Here is a 24,866-nt window from a genome sequence, read left to right on the forward strand (position 1 = left end):
ATGGAATTTTAAGCCTTTTCGTTAATAAAATCATAAGCCCTAGCTTTTGCTAATCTTAATAAATGTTCTAGAATAAAATAATGATCTAATTCTGATTTTTCCTCTGAAGAAATACCATCAGTTTTTTCTCGAAAAATCAAATCAGATACTCTTTCTTTTACTGTTTCTGATACTTGAAATTCAACTAAACTTTGAGATGTTATGCCAGCAGCGAGAAAGTTGATTATCTCTTCATAAGCTGGATTAATACTGATTGATGTTTTCATGATAATTAATTATCTCCTTAAGGATAGGAGCGAAGGACACGTTCGCGTAGCGTGCCATAGGCATAGGGAAGAGGGAAGAAGAGAGTTTTTGGTGTTGCTAAGGTTATTTTTTCAAAATTGGGATGCTCCCAGGAAAGAAGGCTGTCAGTATGTATTGAGTTCTGTATGGCTACGCCACGCAAGCTATCAAAAATCAAATAGGAGTCCTATATTAAGGATATAGCATTTCCAGTTTTTTGCATTATTACACTTATAGCGATCGCTCTCCCCAATAAGATAAACTGCAATAAAAGAGCGATCGCATAACATACTTTTTATTCCGGTAACTTATACTGCGCTACTATCCGCTTCGCAAACTCCGGTACATGAGCTTCTAATTTCTCTGGATGATTCCGCTTCACATATAAGTAGTTTCTTGTAAAGTGAGAATCCATCGAAAATCTTCCATATTCCAATCCTTGGGGTCCGATTTTATCTATTACTACTCCCATTAATTTCGCTACCCACATCGGTAAGGTAACAGCTTTATCATAAGCTTCTATTCCTTGTTGTACGGCGGCTTTTCTGTCTCCTTTGGATGTAACTGGTTGGGTGTCTAGTTGGTCTTTAACCAGTTCTAACATTTCTTTCCCGGTATCATTTCTCACTACTATCCATTGCCATTTAAAGGGTGCGCCCATGTAACCAACAACTATGTCTGCTAGGGAGTTGACGTAATCAAAGCAACTCATACAAGATGGCGCAAAGATATCTTTTAAAACGTTGGTTTTTAAGCCAAAGAAGGGTACTGTTTCTTCTGAACCGTCTTCGTGTTTAAAATGTACCCTGAAGTCTTGCATAAATTCGTAACTAACCACTGTTTCCGGGGAACGGCTGGTGGTTTCTAAGAATTTTTGCAGTCCGGCGCGGGTAACGTTATCTACGCATGGTGTACCGAGTACGTAGAGTTTTTCTAGTCCGAGTTTTTTCTCAACGGCGCGTAATGCTTGGATTTGACAACCTACTCCGATGACTAATAACCGCTTCATTCCTGATTTTTCAATTTCTTCTAATACGGAGAGGTTGGGGGATAGGGTAGGTTTATTTACTTTGGCTGCTAGTATTTCTTCGGGAGTTCGCGCTATAATGGGCATGGGTTGAAAGCGGTCTTCTTTGGTGTTTTGTACACAGACTACGCCTTCAACTAAGCCGCGATTGAGCATTTCTATGGCTATGCTGCTAACTATTCCTGTCCATTGTGCGCCTTCTATGGGTTGTTGTTTGCGGGCGGCTATCATTTCTTGATGAACTCCAAAGTAGAGTTCGTTTTCGTCTTCTAGGTTGCGGGGGCGGTTATGGGTGGTGGTTTCTAGTTCGTCTATTCTTTGGGTGATGAAGGCGCACGCTTCTTTGACGTAGTGGATGTAGTAGGTGTCGCATAGTCCGCATTCGCTACAAAGTTCTTTGGCGGGGCGCACGCTTCCGGGTTTGAGGGCTTTGGCTTTTTTGTGGGATTCTATGGATGTCATCTATTTTGTTTATTTTTACTAAATATGGCTTTTATTACCTTACCGTTAGGGGTTGTGATGTGGGTGGTTTGATTTGGGTAAGAGTTTTGTTTCACGCAGAGACGCAGAGAAGAGTACAGATGGAGTTTTGATGGGTAGGTAAAGGGTATTATTATTAGTGAAGCATTTTCTATCTATAAAAAATGATGAATTATGGACAATTACGACCACAATCAACAAGCAAAAGAAGCTTTAGGAAAGTTACGTGAAGGAGCAGCTAGAGCCAGTGTAGCTCAAACAATTGCTCAACGAGATTATGCAAAAGCTCAAGCAGAAGCTGATAAATGGGAAAATGAATATCAACTTGCTTTGAAAGCAGATGATAAGGATTTAATTAGTAGAGCAAAATTTCAAAAAGAACGGTATCAAGCTATATCTAGTCGGCTAAGAAATCTTGTAGAGGAGCAAACACCAAAAGTAGAAGAAATTAAAAGCAGCTTTAACTCTTGGGAGAAAAAAGTTTCGGAAGCACATAATGAAGTATTATGCAACAAGCCTAACCCCAGAGAGGTTTCATCGACTTTCATCAACTTTGAATATGAAGATATTGATGTATGGGCTGATGATGTATTACAGCCAACTAAAGAAACATTATTGCTACCACCTAAACCTCAAGAGCAAACTCAAATTCAAAAAGAAGCTAAAAACTTTTTGTTAGAGGCTATTCATGAAACAGAAGAAGCTATAACAAATGCTGTTGCTAATCAAGAAGGTATTCAGAAGGATTTTGAAAAAGTGCAAAAAGAAGCTAAATACTGGAACGAAAAAGCTCAAATAGCTTTAAAAAACAATGATGATGATTTAGCTCTTCAAGCTGTAGTAAATAAAAAAGTTAAAAATAAAATTGCACTTACTATTAAAAATCAGTTTCAGCAACAGGAAATAACAATTAATATACTTGTACAAAATCTGATGATTTTAGAAAAGCTCAAAGAAAAATTGGATATATTACAAAATTAGACACAGTGATGGAAGAAGAAGCGTTCTTTTAGTTAATTCTGCTGAAACAATTAGCACTGGATTAATGACACAAATACTCCGTGATTTTTAATTAGATAAAGAAGAATTTAGGAATTTAATTTAATGTATTTTTATGATTAAAATATATCTTTCGTGATCCCACAAAACCGCCTGAGAATTAATTTTCAGTCTCATAGCAAAAGTCTGTTAAAACAGACTGAATAAATATCAATCCTCATTCAGCTTTAGCTGAATTTTGCTATTAGCCAAGAAATGAATTTCTTAGCGGTAGTGATATCATTTAAAAAATGTATTAAAATAACAGAAACAACATGGAATGGCCGAAGCATTTTCCTGAAAATTGTCCACCTGAAGCTGCTCAACCAATTTCAGGAACTATTTACCGTCTAGTAGATAACAACCCTCCTACATCTGATGATTTTAGATCATGGCGTGAACAAAATATAGATCAACCTTGTCCTAAAAACATCACAGAATGTCAAACTTGTGGACTCTCTGTTTTTACCTCAGCAGCAGGAGTTTGTAATGCTCGTAATAAAATTCCTGCACTTCGCAAAAAACAAGTAGCATTAGGATATGGAAATTCTGATTTAGGAGTAATGTTAAACACACCTTCCAGAAAAACAGGTAATGATCATCATACTTGGTGGTTTCCAGCTAATCAAGAACCTTGGAAAAATTTTGAACTTGTTAATATTACTTCTCCTGACTAAAAATGAGGTTTATCTATGAAATTACTACCACAATATCCACCTCTAGTAAACCTAGAAATTATTGAAATCTATGAATATTATGATTTCCCTTGTTTATTTAGCTGTCAAAATGCTTCAGGACAGATTTTTTTAGCTGTTTGGATAGATGAAACACCAGATTATAAAACTTGGCTTTATTCTCCCATGTCAAAAAGCAGATTAAAAAATATTCGTTCTGGTAATATTGATTTATATGATGCTTTTAAAAAGTCAGAAGATGGTTTTATTTATCAAACTATAATTCCTGAAAATGATAATTGTGATGTTGTAGAAATTATATTTTGTGAAAATCTCAATGATGAATGTTTACCCATTTCAGGAGAAATGATTGATTTTAATGATCAACCTTTTCCGCTAGAAAATAAGGAGAAAATCAAGATATAAAATATTCATTTTATGTTACATAAAGCCCAAGCCGCAGTTTTACTTCGTTGGCGCGGATATAGTTTACCAAATCTTTAAATTATATTATTGTGTCTACTTATATGTCTGAGAATTTAAGAAAACAAATCATTGATCATGATAAATCACGTTGTTGTTATTGCTTAACATCCGAAGCAAATATGCGTCTTTGCTCCTTTGTATCTTTGGACGAAACAAAATCAATATTTGGTTCATTAACCGAAAAATCCCATGAAACCAACTTCTAAAACTGGTGCAGCATTTATCACCACCGGCACTTTAACAGGTGCGGGTATTTCCTCCACCGTAGGAGGTATCGGAATAGCTGGAAGCTTTGGCGGTGTGGGAATAGGTGCTGCTTCTGTAACGGCTGCGGGTGCGGTTGTTGGTGCTGCTGCTTATGGCGCTTTCAAAGGAATTACAGAAGGGGATACAGCAGCTTTTGGGGCAATGGGAATAGGTGCTTTTGGTGGTGTTGGACTTTATAATGTTGTTGGTGGAATAGGATTTGTTGCGCCTAAAATTGGTTTAGCTTTTGGTATTGGTACAGTACCAATGGCGGGAATTGGTGCAGTTTTAGGACTTGCTGCTTTTGGTGTGGCTAAATTATTAGATGATTCTGAATTTAAAGAAACTCCCATGCAGCTTTTTGAACGCATGGAGGAAAAAGTTTTACAAAATGATTATTATTTAGAAGCATTACTAGAGTTATCTGGTGATGATCTTAATGCCAAATTCACAGCTTTAGAAGTTGAGGAGGAGTTAAAACAATTAAAAACCAAAATAAATGTTGAACTTCCACAAAGCAAACCAAAAATATTATCGATAACTCCTCAAGTCACGGGAATTTGGCAATGTGTAAAAACTCTAAGGGGGCATACCGCCACAGTTAATGCTGTAGCTATTCATCCTGATAGTAAAACGTTAGTTAGTGGTAGCAATGACAGACAAGTTAATTTATGGAATTTGCAAACCGGAAAATGGATTTATACTTTTTCTGGACAAGCTGAAGCTGTGTTATCTGTCGCTATTAGTCCCGACGGCAAACAGGTAATTAGTGGTAGTGTAGATCGTAAAATCAGCAGTTGGCAATTAGAAACAAAAAAATATAACCGCACATTTTCTTATTTAAATTCTCCCTATAGTCATAATGGGTTTGTTAATGTACTGGCTTGTAGTCATAACGGTAATATTATTGTTAGCGGTAGTACGGATAAAACTATTAGAATTTGGGGAAGCTACACGGGAACAGTTAAACGCACTTTAAATGGACATACGGATGCAGTTTTATCTGTTGCTATTAGTCCTGATTGTACAACCCTTGTTAGTGGGAGTGCTGATAAAAGTATCAGAATTTGGGATATACAAACTGGTGCAACCCATTATTTTATTAATCAGCATTTAGCGGCAGTAAATACATTAGCAATTACTCCCGATAATCAAACTCTAATTAGTGGCAGTGCAGATAGTACAATTAAATTGTGGAATCTTCAAACTGGGGAATTACGCTGCACTCTTCATCATCACTCAACGGCTATTTCTGCTATTGCTATACACCCAGAAGGTAAAATTATTGCTAGTAATAGTCAAGATGGAATTATCAAAATTTGGAATCTCCAAACTGGGAAATTGCTAGAAACTATTTCTGGATTTAGTCCTCTAGCTTTTAGTCCAGATGGTAAAATATTTATTAGTGGCGGAAAAAGTGGAAATATCAAGATTTGGCGACAAGTTCAAAGCGGTGATGATTTACCCTTAACTGGGGAATGGTGGGAAATTTTAGGGGTAGAACCCAAAACTCATCCCAAAGACGTAAAACTTGCCTACTTGAGATTAGCCAAATTATATCACCCCGATATTAACAGTTCCGTCAAAGCTAAAACTGCCATGCAAGTAGTTAATCAAGCCTATCAAAAGTTCCAGCAGCAACTAAACACACACAATTAATTAACTCATGAAAATTTGGGGATTTTGCTACTATAGGCTCTATTTCTGAACGCCTAGTAGTGTACAATATATATCCCTTCATCAGTATTAATCCCCCAAGTTTTCTAACTGTTTATATTGCATATTCGTAAAAAACGTTATAAATTGTTAGTTTGTAGGGGAATAATATATTTTTTCATCTCCATAGCCAATTCCTGATTAAGCATATATACTATACCTAGGATATTATACACACAAGGTTGTGTATTTTTAGTAATTGAAAAAGCTGCTGAATATTACGCAATCATGCCTTTATATTGCCTAAGTTTTAGTATTTTGACTGCATTGATATTTGCTATTTCAAAGTTATGATGAAAATGGCATAAAGAATATTTAAAGGTGTATCTACTGCCAACAAATCTACTATCTAAATGGAGTTAGTCTGGTAATGCAACTAAACGAATTAGAGACAATTAACAATATAGAAAATGAAGCATGGCAAGTATTAGAGAATTCAATTCTCTACTATAAAGGTCGCCCTATTGGCACTTTAGCCGCATATGATCCATCGGTAGAAGCATTGAATTATGACCAATGTTTTGTGAGAGATTTTGTATCTTCTGCACTAATTTTTCTCATTAAAGGGAGAACAGAAATTGTTAAAAATTTTCTAGAAGAAACATTAAAGTTACAGCCAAAAGAAAGAGCTTTAGATGCCTATAAACCTGGTAGAGGTTTAATCCCAGCCAGCTTTAAAGTTGTATCTATCAATGGAGAAGAACATTTAGAAGCTGATTTTGGTGAACACGCAATCGCTAGAGTCACACCAGTAGATTCTTGTTTGTGGTGGCTGATTTTATTACGTGCTTATGTCATTGCTACTAATGATTATTCTCTAGCTTATCAACCTGAATTCCAAACAGGTATCAGATTAATTATGGAAATCTGTTTGGCTAATCGCTTTGATATGTATCCAACGCTATTAGTTCCTGATGGAGCTTGTATGATTGATAGACGGATGGGTATATATGGCCATCCTCTAGAAATTCAAGTTCTGTTTTTTGCTGCCTTGCGTGTAGCGCGGGAACTACTAATTTGTCAAGGTAATCAAGATATTGTGGAAGCAATTAATAATCGCTTGCCTTTGCTATGTGGTCATATCCGTAAACATTATTGGATAGATATTTCTCGATTGAATGCCATATATCGTTTCAAGAGTGAAGAATATGGTAAAGCGGCCGTGAATCTATTTAACATTTATGTAGATTCTTTGCCTTATTATGAATTAGATAAATGGCTACCTAAAAAAGGTGGTTATTTAGCAGGTAATGTTGGTCCATCCCAGTTAGATACACGCTTCTTTTCTCTGGGAAATTTAATGGCTATTATTTCCGATCTTTCTACAGAATCACAATCCGAAGCGATTATGAATTTGATTGAAGAACGGTGGGAAGATTTGGTGGGAGATATGCCCATGAAAATCTGTTTTCCGGCATTAGAAAATGAAGAGTATAGAGTTGTCACAGGATGTGATCCTAAAAATATACCTTGGTCATATCATAATGCGGGAAGCTGGCCTGTTTTAATGTGGATGTTAGCCGCAGCAGCAGTGAAAACGAAAAAACCCCAGTTAGCAGAAAAAGCTTTTGAAATTGCCAAAGCACGTATATATGAAGATGAATGGCCAGAATATTATGATGGTAAAAAAGGGAGACTAATTGGTAAACAAGCTAGAAAATATCAAACCTGGACAATTGCTGGATATTTATTAGCAAAAGAACTTATGGATCATCCTGAATTCTTACCATTAGTTAGTTTTGATAAATTACCCCCAGAAACAATTTCTAGAGCTTGTGAGTTTGAAGTTGGCAGTTTAGATCCTTATATGTCTCTATAATAGATGCAGCAATCTTGAATAGTTGTACTTCTAGTAATCTGAAAAACTGTTCAACTAAGACAACATTGGTTTAGCCCCTATGAGAAAATACGGGGCTTTTTTTATTTTGTGGATAAATAGCTTTCAGTAACCAGTCAAACAAGATATCATAATAAGAGAATAGTAAAAAGCAACAAATCGAAAAGTTTTGTTATTCACAAGACAAACTGTCACTTCCTAAACAATCTCATAAAAATGGAGTAATTACCCTATGACAAGAGAAGAAATATCAATAGTAAATACTCTAGAAAACCAGGCTTGGGAATTGCTAGAAAGGTCAATTGTTTATTATAAAGGTCATCCTGTAGGAACTATAGCTGTTTGTGATAAAACTCAATCTATTTTAAATTCTGATCATTGCTTTATTCGAGATTTTATGCCATCAGCTTTACTTTTTCTAATCAAAGGTAGATATGATATTGTGCATAACTTTCTAGAAGAAACTTTAAAATTACAACCGAAAAAAAATCAATTTGATGCTTATACACCTCGTAAAGGGTTAATACCAGCCAGTTTTAAAGTAGTATCAATAGATGGAGAAGAGTCTTTAGAAGCAGACTTTGGTGAAAAAGCTATAGCTAGAGTGACACCTGTTGATTCTTGTTTATGGTGGATTATTCTTTTACACGCTTATGTTAAAGCTACAAAAGATGTGAAGTTTGCCATGCAGCCTCAATTTCAGCAAGGCATTATGTTAATCATGGAGATTTGTTTAGCGACGCGGTTTGATATGAACCCAATGCTATTAGTTCCTGATGGTGCTTGTATGATTTACCGTCGTATGGGTATTTATGGTTATCCTTTAGAAATTCAATCTTTATTTTATGCTGCTTTACGGGCAGCACGTAAATTGTTAATTTGTGCAGGTAACGAAGAGATTGTTACAGCTATTGATAATCGCTTACCTTTATTAAGAGATCATATCCGTCATCATTATTGGATAGATATGAAACACCTGAATATTATCTATCGTTTTAAAAGTGAAGAATATGGACAAACAGCAGTAAATCCATTTAACATCTATCCAGATTCCATTCCCTACGCCGATTTATCCGTTTGGTTGCCAAAACATGGTGGTTATCTAGCTGGAAATGTCGGACCATCTCAGTTAGATGTTCGTTTCTTCTCTTTAGGAAATTTAATGGCTATTATTTGTTCTCTTACTAATGAACGTCAATCCCAAGCCATTATGAATTTGATTGAAGAACAATGGGATGATTTGGTGGGAGAAATGCCCATGAAAATTTGTTTTCCGGCTTTAGAAAATGAAGAATATAAAATTTTTACTGGTTGTGACCCCAAAAATGTCCCCTGGTCATATCATAATGGTGGTAGCTGGCCAGTTTTGTTATGGTTTTTAGCTGCTGCTGCTCAAAAAACAGGTAGAACCAATATTAGTGAACGTGCTATTGAAATTGCTCAAGCAAGACTTAGTCAAGACGAATGGCCAGAATATTACGATAGTACGAGTGGCTCATTAATTGGTAAAGAAGCAAGGAGATATCAAACTTGGACTGTGACAGGTTTTTTATTAGCAAAAGAATTAATGCGAAATCCTGAATATTTGGATTTGATTAGTTTTGGAGAATTTGATATTGAAAAGAATGACCGATTTTGTGATTTATAACTGCTAATCTCTGCTAACTTAAGCAGTTAAAAATTAAGCTGAATCTTCGTAGGTATAGCGCCCAACAGCACTAAATGTGCATTTTCGCAGTCGCCCTACATTTGAAGATTCGGGTAAATAGCACAGTGTTGGTTCTATTTATGCTGCTCTTATTTAAGAATTTAGTACGACAAGAAGCTGAATATTTTTTGTGTGGTTCTCCATCTTTTATGGAGTCCATAATTTTTACCTTCGCTAATACTCCATTTTTCAAACTTTTAATCCTATCTTCCGCACCCTCAACTGTCACAATCGGTTTTTACTCTTTTTTGTGATGATATGAGGATGTATTGTATACCACATCTCAATGAATTAACGGATACATGATGTCGATAAGGCATAATTTATATCCAAAAATCAAGAGAGAATTAAGTGATAATACTATGTGACACCCCAGGGTGCGGAATGTGGGTTTAATATACTTTAAATTGTTTTTGAAAGTTATACTCTACAGGATATCTAGGATAAAATACGGCTGTTAAAACAGATTTAAACCATGTAACTGCCTTCTTTGAGTCGATGACGTGTATTTAGGCGTATCGACTCAAGTTGTTGACAAATCATCTCATACTCAGCATCCTAGGCTTTGTCAATTAGCAACTTTCCCAGCAGATTCCGATCAAATTAAAAACGAACGAGCTAGGAAAAAACTAGCAATAGATTTAGCATCTACAGGTTCACCTTCACGAATAGCTTGGTCTAGTTCTTCGGGAGTCAACAACACTGTTTCTATATCTTCGTCTTCGTCTTGTTTTGGAGGTATTTCCAGCTTTTGCAAATCTCGTGCCAAAAAAGCATAGATAATCTCATCGGAATAACCAGGAGCCAGAAAAAACTCTCCCAACTTATCCCATTTATCAGCGTGGTAGCCAGTTTCTTCCTCAATTTCCCTTTGTATAGTTTGTAAAGGATCTTCATTGAGTTCTAGAGTGCCTGCGGGGAATTCTAACAATCTCCCTTGTACGGCAAAACGATACTGACGTATAAGCACCAGTTTACCCTCCGAGGTGACAGGAACAGCAAGAGCGCCACCGGGATGACGAATACACTCCCACTCTCCCTCAGTTTTATTGGGTAAACGTAAGCGATTGACTTCAAAATTAAACTTGCGTCCTTTGTGGAACAAGCGTTGCTTCAGCAGCTGTGGTAATTCTCTACCTAGTGGCATAGTTAAGATTTTATGGTCTGCAAATACACAGAATATATACTGTAGCTTTTTTGTGTAATCAGTATTTTTCTGCTTTTAACGATGGTAACTTTAATTGCTCTTAACTAAATGTACATCAGAAGTGTCTACTTCTTGGAGGAGATCATGAATTATCCTTTGAGAAAATGGTTCTATCCAATCCGGGGCAATTTCTGCCAATGGGACTAATACAAAAGCTCGTTCGTGCATTCGGGGATGAGGAATCTGGAGATTTGGCTGATCTACAATTAAGTCATCGTATAACAATAAATCTAAATCTAAAGTACGCGCTCCCCAACGTTCTTGACGGACACGTCCGAACTTTTGTTCAATTGCTAACAAAGTCTCTAACAACGCCTGGGGTGATAATTTTACTTTGAATTTGGCACAGCCATTCAAGTAATCTGGCTGGGGTGGACCGACCGCTTTAGTTTTGTACCAACTAGATTTGGCTTCGAGGATAATACCTGGGGTTGCGGCTAAAGTCTCTAGAGATGCTTGGAAAATTTCGTGGGTATCACCCATATTACCCCCAAAAGATATGGCTACCCTCGCCCCTCTCATCTTACCTCTGTTGGGGAAGCTAGATGCTTGCGCCGATTTTTTAGACACAGTTGCGCTATCTGAGTCTTCAGGGATCAAAGTTTGTGGATAAGTTGCAGGTGTTTCCAATGGTCTTTATGTTCCGCAAAATTATTTAATAATTGGAAGAAACCACTATCACTAAACAGGTTGTGAAAAAAGCAGAAGTCAGTACTGAATTAAGTTGATTATTTATGGGATATTATACTAGCACTAAGGTCTTGCTCTAACACCAAATCTAGTCATGATAGTTCTGTGGCCAAGACTTGGAGTAAAAGTCAACAAATACAAGTAACTGTGACGAGGAGAAACTGCTATTGCCACTTGGGAATCATCACAAAAAAGAGGAGTCCAGACATGACAACTTACCACAAACCATGTTGGTGAAAGCAAAGCAGTTACTGAACCAGATGACGAACATATCATCTGGGATGGTTGCCAGGATTGGTAGGAGCGATAAACCTTTTTATCGTCGGATTTGGTTTTGGACAGGCTTGGGTTTAGGTGGCGGAATTATTGCTTTTAGTTACGGTATAGGTTCTATAGATCGCTCTTTACCAGATAAAGCTGAACTAAACGCAGTAGTGCGAGAGCAAACGCTGACTATTAAAGCTGGGGATGGTACTGTTCTTCAACAGCAAGGAGAAGCGACAAGGGAACAGCTAAAGCTAGAGCAAATACCAGATAACTTAAAGAAAGCTTTTATCGCTTCAGAAGACCGAAGATTTGCACAACACAATGGGGTCGATACTCAAGGTATCATCAGAGCAGTTGTAAATAATTTGCGATCGCAAAATGTGGTAGAAGGTGGTAGTACCATTACCCAGCAAGTGGCACGAATTCTCTTCCTCACCCAAGAACGGACTCTCTGGCGCAAACTCAAGGAAGTCCGTTTGGCTCAAAAAATGGAGCAAGAATTGACCAAAGACCAGATTTTAGAACGTTACCTGAATCTGGTTTATTTGGGTTCTGGAGCCTACGGTGTCGGAGATGCCGCCTGGGTATATTTTAGTAAAACAGTAGATCAACTCACGTTGTCAGAAATGGCAACCATTGCCGGACTAGCCCCCGCTCCCAACATCTACGCCCCAGATAAGAATCCCAAAGCGGCAATAGAGCGCCGAAATTTGGTCTTGCAACGGATGCAGGAAGATGGAGTAATTACACCAGAGCAAAGACAAGCTGCGATTCAAGAAAAACTGACTGTTAACAGTAGTTTACCCAAACGGTTGCAAGTCGAGTTTCCTTACTTTACTACCTACGTTCAGCAGGAATTGCCCAAATATATTTCTGCTGATGTATTGGCAGGAGGCGGTTTATTAGTAGAAACAACTTTAAATCCCAATTGGCAAAAATCAGCCGAAGAGGCAGTTGCTAAAACTTTAAAAAATCAAGGTAGATGGGAGAATTTTAAAGAAGCAGCTTTAGTAGCTATCGATCCCCGTAATGGAGAAATCCAAGCAATGGTGGGGGGTAAAGACTTTAATAAAAACCAGTTTAATCGAGTTACTCAAGCCCAACGGCAACCAGGCTCGACATTTAAGGGTTTTGTCTATGCTACTGCGATCGCTACAGGTAAGAGTCCCTATGACGGTTATGTAGATCAACCTTTGGTAGTAGATGGTTATGAACCAAAAAATTACAGCGAAAAATTCTATGGTTGGATGAACCTCAGAGATGCCCTGACTCGCTCCATCAACACAATTGCAGTCAGGTTGTTAATCGATGTGGGATTTGAGCCAACAATTAAACTTGCCCATGATATGGGAATTAAATCAGAACTGAAACCGACTTATTCTTTGGCTCTCGGTTCTAATGAAGTCAATCTCCTGGAATTAACCAGTGCGTATGGTTCTTTTGCCAACCAAGGATCACATACAGAAGTTCATGGTATTCGTCGCATACTTAACCGTCAAGGTCAGGTAATTTGGTCTGCTGATTTCCCATCTAAACAGGTTTTGGATGCTGATAGTAGCGCCATTATGACCTGGATGTTACGCAACGTTGTCAACAACGGAACTGGTGGTGCTGCCCAATTAGATGATAGACCCGTGGCTGGCAAAACTGGTACTTCTGATGAAGCCCGTGATTTATGGTTTATTGGTTATATTCCCCAAGTCGTAGCAGGAGTTTGGCTAGGTAACGATAATAACCGCCCTACTTATGGGAGTAGTAGCAGCGCCGCTTATACCTGGCATGAATTTATGGCAAAAGCGGTGGTGGGTATGTCTGTAGAGAAGTTTCCTGCACGTCCTAAGTTGGAAAATCGCAAAGGGACAATTACAGCCCAGCCCATCAAACCGAAAAAAATTGTCAATGTCTCTTTTTCTAATAATGATGAAAAATCGGATGAGGATAATACCGACAATTCTAATTCATCAAGCAGACGCAGACGCAGAAGACGAGATACTCAAGTAGAAGAACAGTCATCGAACTATACCCCAAGACGGAGAAGACGTTACCAACAACAAGAAGATACCACTCCTAGAAGAAGACGACGACGCGATCGCTCTGAAGAATCTAGCAATAATTCTTCTTCGGAATCATCTTCTAGTTCTCGTCGGCGCAGCAGAAGTAGAAATAACGGTGCTGCTAACTCTTCACCTGCTGTTCAGCCCTCTTGGCGGGAAAGACTTAAACCAGGCGCTTCTTCTGAATAATTAGGACTTGCTGAGAAAGTCTTTAAACCTGTGGTTTTTCATAAGTGCTATGGGCGGATCATCAAAAGTAAATACCATTAGATGTCAAGTATTTCAAACTAGAGGGGGATGTAAGTGATAAGCTCGTTTTATACTTTGTTAAGAAGTGTTACCTCAAAGTAGGAGAATATACTCATGCATTTATTACTTCAATCAGCAGCACCAGCCGCAGCCGGACCACATTTCCCCTTAGCTTTTACTTTGGTGTATGTAGTAGGTTTTATTGCTGCTGTCACCATTGGCTCAATTGCTTGGTACAACTCAAAACGTCCCGCAGGTTGGGAAAGCAAAGATCGTCCTGACTTTGTACCTAAGGTTGATAAAGATTAAATTTGGTGATTGGTAATTGGTAAGTGGGAAAAATTTATTACCCATTACCAATTACCCATTCTCCATTACCTTAATTTTGAACCTCAACCCAACGACGGTAAAGCTTTTTAATTTGTTTAAGCAAAGTAGTATGAGCCGATTGGTTTGACTCGTTAGACTTGCTTAACTCCTCCAACGTTGTTAGCAATCTGGCTTCTTCGATTCCTACCTCACCGTCACTGTAAATTAAGCCGCTGATGGCTTCAATTAAATTTTCGCAATCTTCCAAACTAGGGCGATCGCCTAGATACTCTCTGACCCATTTATAACAATCTTTTGGCTGTACGGGAACTAATTCATACAGCCAAGGTTTAATTTCAGGATCATTAGCCAAGCCTTTAGCCTGAGCGATTTCCCGTAAATATTGCCTTTCTTCCGGCTGGATTCTGCCATCAATCCAAGCGGCTCCAATCAAAATTTTAACTAATTTTTTTACATGAGAATGAGTAACCATTGCTGCCTCCTCTGGTAGATTGCGGCTTCAATCAAATGGTACAATCGTTAGCAATATTCACTCGTAATTATTGGTTTTTCTTAAGCGCACCATAAAAAACCCATCCATATCCTGTTGATGAGGCCAAACTTTTAACCAACCAGGAGCAGCACTATTAAGTAAATCAAAAGAGTGAGACTCTATTTGCCAATGGGGATTTGCTGCTAAAAACTCAGAAATTACTTCTTCATTCTCTGTCGGATGCAGTGTACAAGTTGCATAAACTAAAACCCCACCAGTCTTGACAAAATTTGCATTATGTGATAATAATTCTTTTTGTAGTTGGGAAAGTTCCTTTACAGATGTTGGTGTTTGTCGCCAACGGGCATCAGCGTGACGGTGCATGGTTCCCAAACCGGAACAAGGAGCATCAAGTAATACACAGTCAGCGGTTTGGTAGAATTGTGGTAAGTTGCGGCTATCTCCTGTACAAATCTCGATAGATTGTAAATGCAGACGTTGGGCATTTTCTTTTAATTTGCGTAACCGGGAAGCAGTTTGATCACAAGCCCAAATTTTGCCCTTATCTCCCATTAACTCAGCAATATGTGTTGTTTTCCCCCCTGGTGCAGCACAAACATCAATCACCACATCATCGGGTTGAGGGTCAAGTAAATAACCAACTAATTGGGCGCTACTATCTTGAACAGTCCACCAACCTTCATGGAAACCAGGTAAATTTTGAATTGCACCAGTATTCCCAATGAATCGTAAAGCTTGGGGTAAATGGGGAATACGTTTAACTAAAACCCCCGCAGACTCAAAAGCCGATTCTACCTCTTCTAAAGAACTACGAAGAATATTTACCCGTAAATCAATTGTCGGGGTTTGATTCATCCAGATACAAAGTTTTTCGGTTTCCTCAAAACCCAATTGTGATAACCACACTTCAATTATCCAATTAGGGAAACTGTGTAAAATTCCCAACCTTTCTACCGGATTTTCTGGTAAATTAAGTGGTTCTGAGGATTTTTCTGCCACCCGGAGATATTGACGTAATAAACCATTGACAAAGCCAGTTAAACCAGGAAAACCATTTTCCTTTGCTAATTCGACGGTGGTATTTACAGCCGCAGAAACGGGTATTCTTTCTTGATAACGCAGTTGGTAAAAACCGAGATGTAAAATAGTGCGGAGGTCTTTTGGTTGTTGCTGGGTTTTCTTAGTAGCAAGTTGGTCAATTATAGTATCTAGGGTACGTTGTCTTCTCACGCTACCATAGACTAATTCTGTCATTAAACGACGGTCATTATCGAGCAACTTAAACTTTTGTAGCACTCGGTCTAAAGCAACATCAGCATAAGCTCCTTTGTGAACTTCTTTAAGAGCAATAAAGGCTAATTGACGGGGATTTGTCATGAAATTCAGGAAAATAAGTAGGTTGGCGTGAAAAATTGTCGTAATGATCAGGGAACAGAGAACAGGGTGGAAACTCTTTTTTTAGATGGCGGCGTTGCATAATTGCGGGATGATTTGAGAATCTGCATCAATATATAATCACCGCGTCTCCTTCCGCGTTAGCCTCAATCATTCTCTTATTCAGCAACGCCCTTTTTTATATGGCTTTGTTCTTAAATTTTGTACTTCATAGGACTAAAGCTGCGTGTCACACCAAAAATCTATTGTAGGGTGCGTCAGATATCAAAAATCTGTTTATTTACTAGATTTATGCAGTCTGACGCACCCTACCAATGTGCCAGTTGCGTAAGTCCTGCTTCATTTACCGACAATCTGCTGTATTTAAGATTTGAGTTTCTAACTTATTTTGCTCAACCATGCAACAAGCCTCCATGACAGGTATTAAAGTGAGTGTGCAATTACCTTTAATAAATTCGTGAGTGCTTGTCTAGTTTTCTGGATGTTCATAAGTACGGTATGCAGGATTTATGGCAAAATTAGCCTATTCAATAAATCACTAATCAGCTTATGAATCGTTCAGCACCCTATCAACCCTTGTTATTGCGAATCCTGCATGGTGTCAGTGGGATTTTAGTAATTGGCACAATTATTAGCGGGTTCTTAATTTACAATACTTTTGACAAAAGATTTGGTCAAATCCCACTTCCTAAAATTAATCCAATACAAGATATTCACGGGACATTTGGGCTATTTTTCTTAATTTTTCTGCCGTTTTTCGCTCTTTATAGCTTTCATGCTGGAAAAAGACGCTTACTACAATCAGACTCTATCCAAAAACTAACTCAATTTGGTAAACCGATTTGGTGGGTAAGCCTACAACGTTTAGTAAATACTAAAATGTTACTTGCTGCGGTTTTAGCGGTGATATCTGGCAGGATGATGAAGGAAGAATGGCTACCTACGGGAGAACTTGATCATATTTGGTATTACCTTCACTCGATAGCTTGGGTGATAATGATTTTTGGTTTAGCAATTCATATTTTGATGTCAGCTAAAGTTGGTGGTGTGCCATTATTACTATCAATATTCTCATGGAAATTCCGCCCAGAAGATAGTCCTGCTAACTGGTATGGTCGTTTGCGTGGTTGGTTGGATAATTTTACCAATAACTTTCAGAGAGAAGTTGATCAGTTTATAACGAGTAGTTTATTATTGAAGATGATGGAAGTGATTGTATTGGGGGGAATTATGGCAGCATTTGTTTTACCGTTATTTTTCTCCGGTGGTGAATAAAGCCAAGACTTAATGTGGTTAGCGATCGCTTAACGTATCCTTCCTGATGCATAATCACGAATGCGGTAATCAATAGTGTGGGGCAGAAGTTTCTTTGTAGGGGCGCATTCTAGCAGTTGTCCAAGGCCATTTTCGTTGTAGTGAAATAAAGCTGTAAAATCTGATAAGCGAGACACTTGCTGAATATTGTGAGAAATAAAAACAATTGTCAATTCAGAACGCAAACACTCGATTAATTCTTCAATTTGCATCGTAGAAACAGGATCAAGTCCAGCACCAAGTTCATCAATAAGCAAAACTTGGGGTTTGACTGCTAAAGCGCGAGCAATACACAATCTCTGTTGTTGTCCATAGGATATTTCTAAAGCAGATTTATACAGTTTATTTTTGACTTCTTCCCAGAGATTAGCAGATTTTAGTGCTAATTCAACTATCTCATCTAGTTCTGATTTTGGGTGCCATCCTACTAATTTTATCCCATAAGCAACATTATCGTAAATGCTCATAGGAAAGAGATTTGGTTTGGCATAAATTGTACTAATTTGACGACGTAGCCTAGTTAAGTTGACACGACGACCATAAACATTTTGACCAAAAAATTCTACTTTTCCTTCAATACACACTTCTCCTTCTAACTCACTCATGCGATTTAGAGATTTTAAAAAAGTAGACTTGCCACAACCGCTCGGACCCATAATAGCGGTAATTTTATTTTGAGGAATATCCATCGACACACTTTCAATGATTTTTTTGGTGTCGTAATAGAAACTGAAATTTTTAACTCTGATGGCAGGAATTATTTTACTCATGCTGACAAACCCTATGAAACCAATATTAATTGAGCTATGTAGTGAAAATCAGTTTTGCTGTTTCACTATCTTGTTTGGTAGAGAGAGCAATGAATAAATTAAATTGATAAACAGCAAGTACCTAGTCACTGGATATTTACGGAAGTAAATTACTGTAATTTTAACTTTGACGAAATTGTAATTACTAATTGTTACTATAGTACTTTTTCTGCAATCATGAAAAATTAGAGATTAAAAAATTGCTAAAATAAAGAGTTTCTAAAGAAAAGTCGAAATGACATAAAAAAGTGTAATGGGTAATGGGGATAATTATCAATCAGTTATGGGTCAAACAAATTGGTAATGCTCCATTCTCTGGATAATTTTCAGAAATATAGGTAAATTGGTTATGCTACAGCGTTTAAATTTGATAGTTACGACTGTGATGTTTTTGCATTTGTGTATTCCTTTGGCAATGGCAGAAAATAAAAAGCCAGAACAACTGGATAAATTTCCTCCTAGTCCATTAGAGATTACCACACCCGATCCTTTAATCCGAGGTGGCCTAGATAAACAACCCTTAACACGGGAAGAAATGCAAAAGTTGGAGATTTCTCTAGATGAGTTAAATCAACAAGCTGTGGTGACGTTACAAGGTGGGGACAAGGAAAAGGCATTTGAGATTTGGAATCGGGAACTACGTTTGCGGCGTTTTTTAGGTTTATTGGCTGAGGTAGAAGCATTATCACGAATTGGGGCGATCGCTTGGAATGAAAATCAGCGACAGGAAGTAAAATATATTACTCAGCGCTTACAAGTAATTGAAAAGCAAATCTTGACTCAGAAAAGCACTGATTTAGAATTATGGCGATCGCTAGGTGATGGATATCAAAAAATGCGTGTTCCCAAGTTAGCTGTGGGAGTCTACCAACAAATTTTAACATTAGTGCGCCAGCAAAATGATACAAATGCCGAACTGGAAACCTTAAAAACAATTGGGGAAATTCATCTGAGTTGGTTTGATTATTCCCCAGCCGCAAGCACATATCAAGAACTGTTAAATCTAGCTCAAATAAAAAATGACAAGTTGGATGAAGTAGCGTATTTGCAACAGCTAGTTTACATTTATGAAAAAGCAAAACAGCATCAACAGGGGATAAATGTTCTCAATAATTTAGTATCTCTTTATACAGATGAGAATAATCTTACCCAAGTTCCGAGTTTAAAGATAGCGATCGCTTCCAACTATCAATCTCTCTCTCAGGAAAATCCTAATTTGCTACAAGCAGCTTTTAATAACTATCAAGAAGCTTATACAATTGCTTGGCAATTACAGCAATATGTTACTGCTAGTGAAGCTTTACAAAAGCTAATCACGCTTTACCGCTCACAAAACCAAATCGATGAAGCTTTACAAACCAGCCAGATTCTTTTGGAGACAGAAAAACTAGCAACTAACGTTTATGGATTGATGCAAGCTTATGACCAAATTGGAGAATTGTATTTAGAACGCCAAGACAATTCCAAAGCACTAACAGCTTTTCAAAAGGGACTAGAATTAGCACAACAACTTAAACATGAAGAAATATACTTTACTCAGAAAATTGATACCTTATCAAAAGCCAAATTTTAATTGATAACAACTCAAAAGTATCAGATACTCAACTTTCTAGATAAGTTTTAGATAAGTTGGGTATTTTTTTATATGCAAATAATTTACCTTAGTTAAAAATAAAAGTAGCTTGGGTTATACTTTCTCTTTACTATACTTTCTTAAGGAATAGATTTCTCAACGCAACATAAATTAGTTTTAGTTTTGTTTCGGATTGGATATTTTTCCAAAAAGTATCAAATTTACTAAAATCATATTCACCAATAAGCTAAATTGAAACCAAAGCTATTAAATGCATCAACCACAACATTAATAACCTAAGTATTGCTGCAATTCTATATAAGCAAAATGGCGTAAATCAACCAACTTATATATTTACTTAAACCCCCAACTCAAAACCCTTTCCCTAATCATCTCCGCAGCGGCGAGGAAAAAGAGTCAAATTTCACATAAAACCACACCTATTAATCACATTAAATCATGAAATCAATTGCAGATAAAACAGTCCTTTTAACTGGAGCGACCGGAGGAATTGGAGTATATATTGCTCATACTTTAGCCAAAGAAAAAGCCACTATATTAGCAGTATCCAGATCACCAGAAAAGCTCAAAAAAATATCTGATGAAGTAGATGAATTAGGCGGTAAATGTATTAGCTTTTGTTTTGATATTAGCAGAATTACAGACCTATCTATTTTGTTAAATCAAATTTATGAAGTTACAGGAACAATTGATATTCTAATTAATAATGCTGCCATAGAAAAATATCGACCTTTTCAGCATTATACCTTAGAAGATATTCAGTCTATATTAACTACAAATCTGATCACAGGTATGGAATTAACCAGGTTAATATTGCCGAAAATGATCGCTCAAAATAGTGGTCATATTGTAAATATTGCCTCTGGTTCTGGTAAAAAAGGAGCGCCTTATAACAGTATTTATTCAGCTAGTAAAGCTGGTTTAATTATGTGGACTGATGCAATCAGACAAGAATTAGCTGATAGTTCTATAGGGGTATCAGTTATTTGTCCAGGATATACCAATGCAGGAATGTTTCATGCTTTTGGACTGTCTGCACCTTCTTTAGCACGTGTTTCTGAACCTACAGAAGTAGCAATTGCTGTCATAAAAGCCATTCAGCACAATCAACCAGAAGTCATGCTAGATGGAATTTTAACAAAACTTTTATTTTCTAACATCCAGCTTTTTCCTAAATTTGGTGATTTAATTTTTCGGTGGATTGGTGTAAATAAACTCAACCAAACCTGTGCAGAAAATCAAATGCGTGATCTTGAAAAACTTTAATTAAAACGGAGAAATAAAATGACTGATTGTCATTATGACTTCATCATCATTGGTACAGGTGCAGGTGGTGCTACTTTAGCATATCGACTAGCAAGCAGTGGCAAGAAAATTTTAGTTTTAGAACGGGGTGACTTTGTCCCCAAAGAAAAAGCTAATTGGGATACTCATGAAGTATCACAAAAAGAACGTTATCGGACTTCAGAAGTGTGGTATGAAAAAGATGGTAAAGTCATTAACCCATTGACTCATTATTATGTAGGTGGCAATACTAAATTTTATGGTGGTGCTTTATTTAGATTTCGTGATCGTGATTTTGAAACGGTCATTCATCAAGACGGTATTTCTCCTGAATGGCCATTAAAATATCAAGATTTCTCACCCTACTATGACCAAGCAGAAAAACTTTATGAAGTACATGGACAAAGAGGTCTTGATCCTACAGAACCACATACTACTTCAGAATATCCTTTTCCTCCAGTCAGTCATGAACCTTATATTCAGGAAATTAATTATTCTTTAAAAGATAAAGGTTTACATCCATTTTATCTACCACTTGCTATTAAGCTAAATCAAGTAAATCGGCATTTAAATAAATGTATTCGTTGTGATACTTGTGATGGTTTTCCATGTTTAATTAATGCTAAGAGTGATGCCGATATTAACTGTATAAATCCAGCAATAGCATATAAAAATCTGACATTAATAACTCAAGCAAAAGTAGTCCGTTTACATACTAATGAATCTGGTCGAGAAGTTACTGGTGTAGAAGCAGAAATAGCAGGACAGCTGGAGATGTTTTCTGGAGATATTGTAATTGTTGCTTGTGGTGCAATTAATTCCGCAGTATTATTACTAAAATCTGCTAATGACCAACACCCCAACGGATTAGCTAATAGTTCTAATTTAGTGGGTCGAAATTACATGACACATAACTTTGGGGTACTCATGACTTTGAGTACTAAGTCAAATCCGACAATTTTCCCCAAAACTTTAGCAGTAAATGATTTTTATTGGGGAGAAAAAGATTTTGCTTACCCAATGGGTAGTATCCAATTACTTGGTAATGTCAATAAAGATAAAATAACTGCCTATGGACCGCCTTTAATGCCTCAGGTTATTGCTGAATCAGTAGCGAATCATTCTATTTCTTGGTTGATGATAACAGAAGATTTACCAGATTACAATAACAAAATCAGTATTAACAATAATAAAATTTATATTGAATACACTAAAAATAACAAGATAGCATTTAATCGTTTACTCAACCGCTGGACTGAAGTATTAAAATCAATTAGCCAATATCAAACCACAAAACAATTAGCTTTGCATCTTCCCCAGAACATGGGTATGAGAGAAGTTGCCCATCAATGTGGGACTTGTCGTTTTGGAGAAGATCCAAAAACTTCGGTATTAGATATCAATTGTCGGACTCATGATATTGATAACCTTTATATCGTTGATGGCAGCTTTTTTCCTTCGAGTAATGCTTTGAATCCATCACTCACTATTATGGCAAATGCTCTGCGAGTAGGAGATCATTTATTAGCTAGAATCAAGTGAAAATCTCCTACACAATTTTGAGTACAAATAAATAAAGTCCGCTAGTGCGGACTATGGAAATTGGATAAGGTTAAGTTGTCACCAAGAGAGCCTACAGGATGTTAGACTTATTTGTATTTTCACTAACAAAATATAAAAGATCAAGTCTATAGATAGAAAGACTAAGACATAATTTCAGGAGTTATGTCTAGTAATATGAATTATATTTCTTGTAGGGTGTGGTTCGGCAAGCTCACCAACCACGTCAGACACGATATTTTCACAAAAAACAGATTCTCTCTATCTAACGCACCTTACTCAATAAGTTATTCCCAAAGGCGAAAACGACGCAATTTCGTTCATTCACATCATGGCAGATTCGTACAGTGCGTAAGTCCTATAAAGTTAAGAATGTTTTATTCTCTCTTCTCAGTGTTCTCTGCGCCTCTGTGGTTCGTTTTTAAAAAAATTTTTAGGCTTAACTGAACCATATTGAGACATAATTACAGTAATTTTGTCGAGTATTTCCTCAAGCTCCATATTTGGAGATGAGAAAAGACCCCATAAGAAATTACTTATGAGGTCTACAGATTTTTAGGCACAGTTGAGGACAATACCAATAGCATAATCAGTTGAAGTAGGTCATTTTCCTACTGAGAACACTATGGCAAAGTTTACAAATATCTCGAACTTAGATCCTAAAAGTCCACAGGTCAATTACTGCAATACTTTACCAGAGCTAACCAAGAATATGTAGCCAGATTGGCTATTTTTTCTAAATTCATTAGTAATTACTAGGATTTAGACATCAATTAATAACTTTAAGGGCAATTGAAAAACTGCCCATCAGGTAAATCAAAACTTTGACATTATCTGTACAAAAGCTATAATTACGAATTATTAGAAAATTCCAATTTTTCCGGTATTTCCACTAACTCATAGAGCCTATTTTCAAACTTTTGGGTACATACCGACCAATCAAATTCTAATATAGAAGGTCTAGCTTGCTGAGATAATTGTGCTTTGAGTTCAGGATTTTCTAGAATCGTAATTATCTTTTGGGCAAAATCTTTGGGATTGTTAGGTTGAGCCAGAAAACCGTTATAACCGGGTATGACTTGTTCAGCCGTTGAGGGAGCAACAGCAGCAACTACAGGAGTTCCAGAAGCTAAAGCTTCGTTATTTGTAGTGCAGAAGTTTTCAGTAACTGAAGGGTTAATAAAAACATCTGCTCTAGCGAACCATCCTAACAGTTGTGTGCCGTGAGATTCACCCCAAATAGTAACACCAGATTGGTAATTTTGAGCGCGACGGCGAATTTCTGCATCTAAAGGACCACTACCAACAATAACTAAATGAACATCAGGAATTTTAGCAGCAATTAACGGATAGATATCTAAAAGTTGAGTAACATTTTTTTCTGCGGTAATGCGTCCCACAAAAAGGATTGTCGGTCGCTGATCTTTGGGAATTGGATCATAACAGATGTTGCGGGGGTGAAACTTTTCGCAATTAATTCCTTGATAGGGAAGGTATTCACCTGTTTGGCATTTTAACTTTTGATATTTAGCAAGTTGTTCCCTCGAAGAAAATAAATTGAGATTATAAGACTCACTAAACTGTTTAACTAAAAAGGGAATAATTGGACTAACTAAGTTAAAGAATATATCGCCTAAGTAATATCTAATATAGGCAACAATATCTGTATGAAAGATTGAAATAATCGGAGTTTTAGTTTTTTTTGCGTATTTCACTCCCACAGGACGACCATAACCTTGTAAGAAGAATGAGTACAAACCTCTCATCTGTGCAGCTTCTTCAACTACGATAATATCGGGTTGAAATTTTTCTAGCAGTTTAGTATCATTCCAATGGCGATAGTGCAGTGGTTGGGGTAGAGATTTGTATAAAATAAGTGGCTTAGTAGGGAAAGCAAATGATGAGAAATTAGGAAAAGATTGTAATTCATCTAATCCCGGCATGGGACGATTACCAACTGCTTTAGGATATAGATTATTGATTTCTGGATGAATGAGAAAAACTTCATGTCCTTGCTCAAGTAACCAACGTACTCGCTGATGTACTGCAACTGAAACTCCTGTTAAAAATGGAGCAAATAATCCTGTAAATAATGCTATACGAAGAGGTTTTTTGTTCATGGC

At 37.0% G+C, this 24,866-nt stretch carries 20 protein-coding genes; 12 read left to right on the forward strand and 8 right to left on the reverse strand.

Annotated elements, in window-relative coordinates:
- Nucleotides 1-8 precede the first annotated feature (8 nt).
- Together ANA7108_RS0111350 and ANA7108_RS0111355 are read right to left on the reverse strand one after the other, a co-directional pair.
- Nucleotides 9-266, reverse strand: coding sequence for a hypothetical protein (locus tag ANA7108_RS0111350; RefSeq protein ID WP_016950909.1), 258 nt, complete (start codon nt 264-266; stop codon nt 9-11).
- 314 nt (nt 267-580) lie between these two features.
- Complete coding sequence (locus ANA7108_RS0111355) at nt 581-1,774, reverse strand: Coenzyme F420 hydrogenase/dehydrogenase, beta subunit C-terminal domain (RefSeq protein ID WP_016950910.1); 1,194 nt, start codon at nt 1,772-1,774, stop codon at nt 581-583.
- A 192-nt stretch (nt 1,775-1,966) separates the two neighbouring features.
- Here ANA7108_RS0111355 and ANA7108_RS0111360 point away from each other — a divergent pair, with 192 nt between their 5' ends.
- From ANA7108_RS0111360 to ANA7108_RS0111385, 6 genes are all read left to right on the forward strand, one after another.
- Entirely contained in the window at nt 1,967-2,773 is an 807-nt protein-coding gene (locus ANA7108_RS0111360) for a PspA/IM30 family protein (protein WP_016950911.1), read from the forward strand.
- 332 nt (nt 2,774-3,105) lie between these two features.
- Nucleotides 3,106-3,507: a hypothetical protein gene (locus ANA7108_RS0111365; RefSeq protein ID WP_016950912.1), complete on the forward strand. Its 402-nt coding sequence runs from the start codon at nt 3,106-3,108 to the stop codon at nt 3,505-3,507.
- A 15-nt stretch (nt 3,508-3,522) separates the two neighbouring features.
- A complete protein-coding gene (locus tag ANA7108_RS0111370) occupies nt 3,523-3,930 on the forward strand; it encodes a DUF6575 domain-containing protein (protein ID WP_016950913.1) in 408 nt (135 codons plus the stop codon).
- A gap of 249 nt (nt 3,931-4,179) precedes the next feature.
- Nucleotides 4,180-5,895 (forward strand): DnaJ domain-containing protein, encoded by a 1,716-nt coding sequence (locus ANA7108_RS0111375; protein WP_016950914.1) that lies wholly within the window; start codon nt 4,180-4,182, stop codon nt 5,893-5,895.
- A 427-nt stretch (nt 5,896-6,322) separates the two neighbouring features.
- Entirely contained in the window at nt 6,323-7,771 is a 1,449-nt protein-coding gene (locus ANA7108_RS0111380) for a glycoside hydrolase 100 family protein (protein ID WP_016950915.1), read from the forward strand.
- A 250-nt stretch (nt 7,772-8,021) separates the two neighbouring features.
- Nucleotides 8,022-9,437 carry a glycoside hydrolase 100 family protein gene (locus ANA7108_RS0111385; protein WP_016950916.1) on the forward strand — a complete coding sequence of 472 codons (1,416 nt, stop codon included), beginning with the start codon at nt 8,022-8,024 and terminating at the stop codon, nt 9,435-9,437.
- A gap of 658 nt (nt 9,438-10,095) precedes the next feature.
- Here the strand turns inward: ANA7108_RS0111385 and ANA7108_RS0111390 are convergent.
- Together ANA7108_RS0111390 and folK are read right to left on the reverse strand one after the other, a co-directional pair.
- Nucleotides 10,096-10,644 carry an NUDIX hydrolase gene (locus ANA7108_RS0111390; protein ID WP_016950917.1) on the reverse strand — a complete coding sequence of 183 codons (549 nt, stop codon included), beginning with the start codon at nt 10,642-10,644 and terminating at the stop codon, nt 10,096-10,098.
- Between the two features lie 90 nt (nt 10,645-10,734).
- Nucleotides 10,735-11,226 (reverse strand): 2-amino-4-hydroxy-6-hydroxymethyldihydropteridine diphosphokinase, encoded by a 492-nt coding sequence (gene folK, locus ANA7108_RS0111395; protein ID WP_026104125.1) that lies wholly within the window; start codon nt 11,224-11,226, stop codon nt 10,735-10,737.
- Nucleotides 11,227-11,621: 395 nt separating this feature from the next.
- On the opposite strand from folK, the gene ANA7108_RS0111400 reads away from it, so the two are divergent.
- Together ANA7108_RS0111400 and psb35 are read left to right on the forward strand one after the other, a co-directional pair.
- Nucleotides 11,622-13,904 carry a transglycosylase domain-containing protein gene (locus ANA7108_RS0111400; RefSeq protein WP_042490433.1) on the forward strand — a complete coding sequence of 761 codons (2,283 nt, stop codon included), beginning with the start codon at nt 11,622-11,624 and terminating at the stop codon, nt 13,902-13,904.
- A 174-nt stretch (nt 13,905-14,078) separates the two neighbouring features.
- Nucleotides 14,079-14,273: a photosystem II assembly protein Psb35 gene (gene psb35 / locus ANA7108_RS0111405; RefSeq protein ID WP_016950920.1), complete on the forward strand. Its 195-nt coding sequence runs from the start codon at nt 14,079-14,081 to the stop codon at nt 14,271-14,273.
- 70 nt (nt 14,274-14,343) lie between these two features.
- On the opposite strand, the gene ANA7108_RS0111410 is transcribed toward psb35, so the two are convergent.
- The gene (locus tag ANA7108_RS0111410; RefSeq protein ID WP_016950921.1) at nt 14,344-14,766 is read right to left on the reverse strand and encodes a TerB family tellurite resistance protein; all 423 of its coding nucleotides are present in this window, start codon (nt 14,764-14,766) and stop codon (nt 14,344-14,346) included.
- A gap of 57 nt (nt 14,767-14,823) precedes the next feature.
- A complete protein-coding gene (locus tag ANA7108_RS0111415) occupies nt 14,824-16,164 on the reverse strand; it encodes a 16S rRNA (cytosine(967)-C(5))-methyltransferase (protein WP_016950922.1) in 1,341 nt (446 codons plus the stop codon).
- A 567-nt stretch (nt 16,165-16,731) separates the two neighbouring features.
- Here ANA7108_RS0111415 and ANA7108_RS0111420 point away from each other — a divergent pair.
- Nucleotides 16,732-17,457, forward strand: coding sequence for a cytochrome b/b6 domain-containing protein (locus tag ANA7108_RS0111420; protein WP_016950923.1), 726 nt, complete (start codon nt 16,732-16,734; stop codon nt 17,455-17,457).
- Nucleotides 17,458-17,486: 29 nt separating this feature from the next.
- Here the strand turns inward: ANA7108_RS0111420 and ANA7108_RS0111425 are convergent, their stop codons facing one another.
- Nucleotides 17,487-18,266, reverse strand: a complete 780-nt coding sequence (locus ANA7108_RS0111425; protein WP_016950924.1) for a phosphate ABC transporter ATP-binding protein — start codon at nt 18,264-18,266, stop codon at nt 17,487-17,489.
- Nucleotides 18,267-18,654: 388 nt separating this feature from the next.
- Between ANA7108_RS0111425 and ANA7108_RS0111430 the strand changes: the two genes are divergently transcribed.
- From ANA7108_RS0111430 to ANA7108_RS0111440, 3 genes are all read left to right on the forward strand, one after another.
- Complete coding sequence (locus tag ANA7108_RS0111430; RefSeq protein WP_016950925.1) at nt 18,655-19,878, forward strand: lipopolysaccharide assembly protein LapB; 1,224 nt, start codon at nt 18,655-18,657, stop codon at nt 19,876-19,878.
- A gap of 459 nt (nt 19,879-20,337) precedes the next feature.
- Complete coding sequence (locus ANA7108_RS0111435; RefSeq protein WP_016950926.1) at nt 20,338-21,165, forward strand: SDR family oxidoreductase; 828 nt, start codon at nt 20,338-20,340, stop codon at nt 21,163-21,165.
- 18 nt (nt 21,166-21,183) lie between these two features.
- Nucleotides 21,184-22,725, forward strand: coding sequence for a GMC oxidoreductase (locus ANA7108_RS0111440; protein ID WP_016950927.1), 1,542 nt, complete (start codon nt 21,184-21,186; stop codon nt 22,723-22,725).
- Between the two features lie 869 nt (nt 22,726-23,594).
- On the opposite strand, the gene ANA7108_RS0111445 is transcribed toward ANA7108_RS0111440, so the two are convergent.
- Entirely contained in the window at nt 23,595-24,863 is a 1,269-nt protein-coding gene (locus tag ANA7108_RS0111445) for a glycosyltransferase (protein WP_016950928.1), read from the reverse strand.
- Nucleotides 24,864-24,866: the final 3 nt, after the last annotated feature.

It is taken from the genome of Anabaena sp. PCC 7108, assembly GCF_000332135.1.
Classification (GTDB): domain Bacteria; phylum Cyanobacteriota; class Cyanobacteriia; order Cyanobacteriales; family Nostocaceae; genus Anabaena.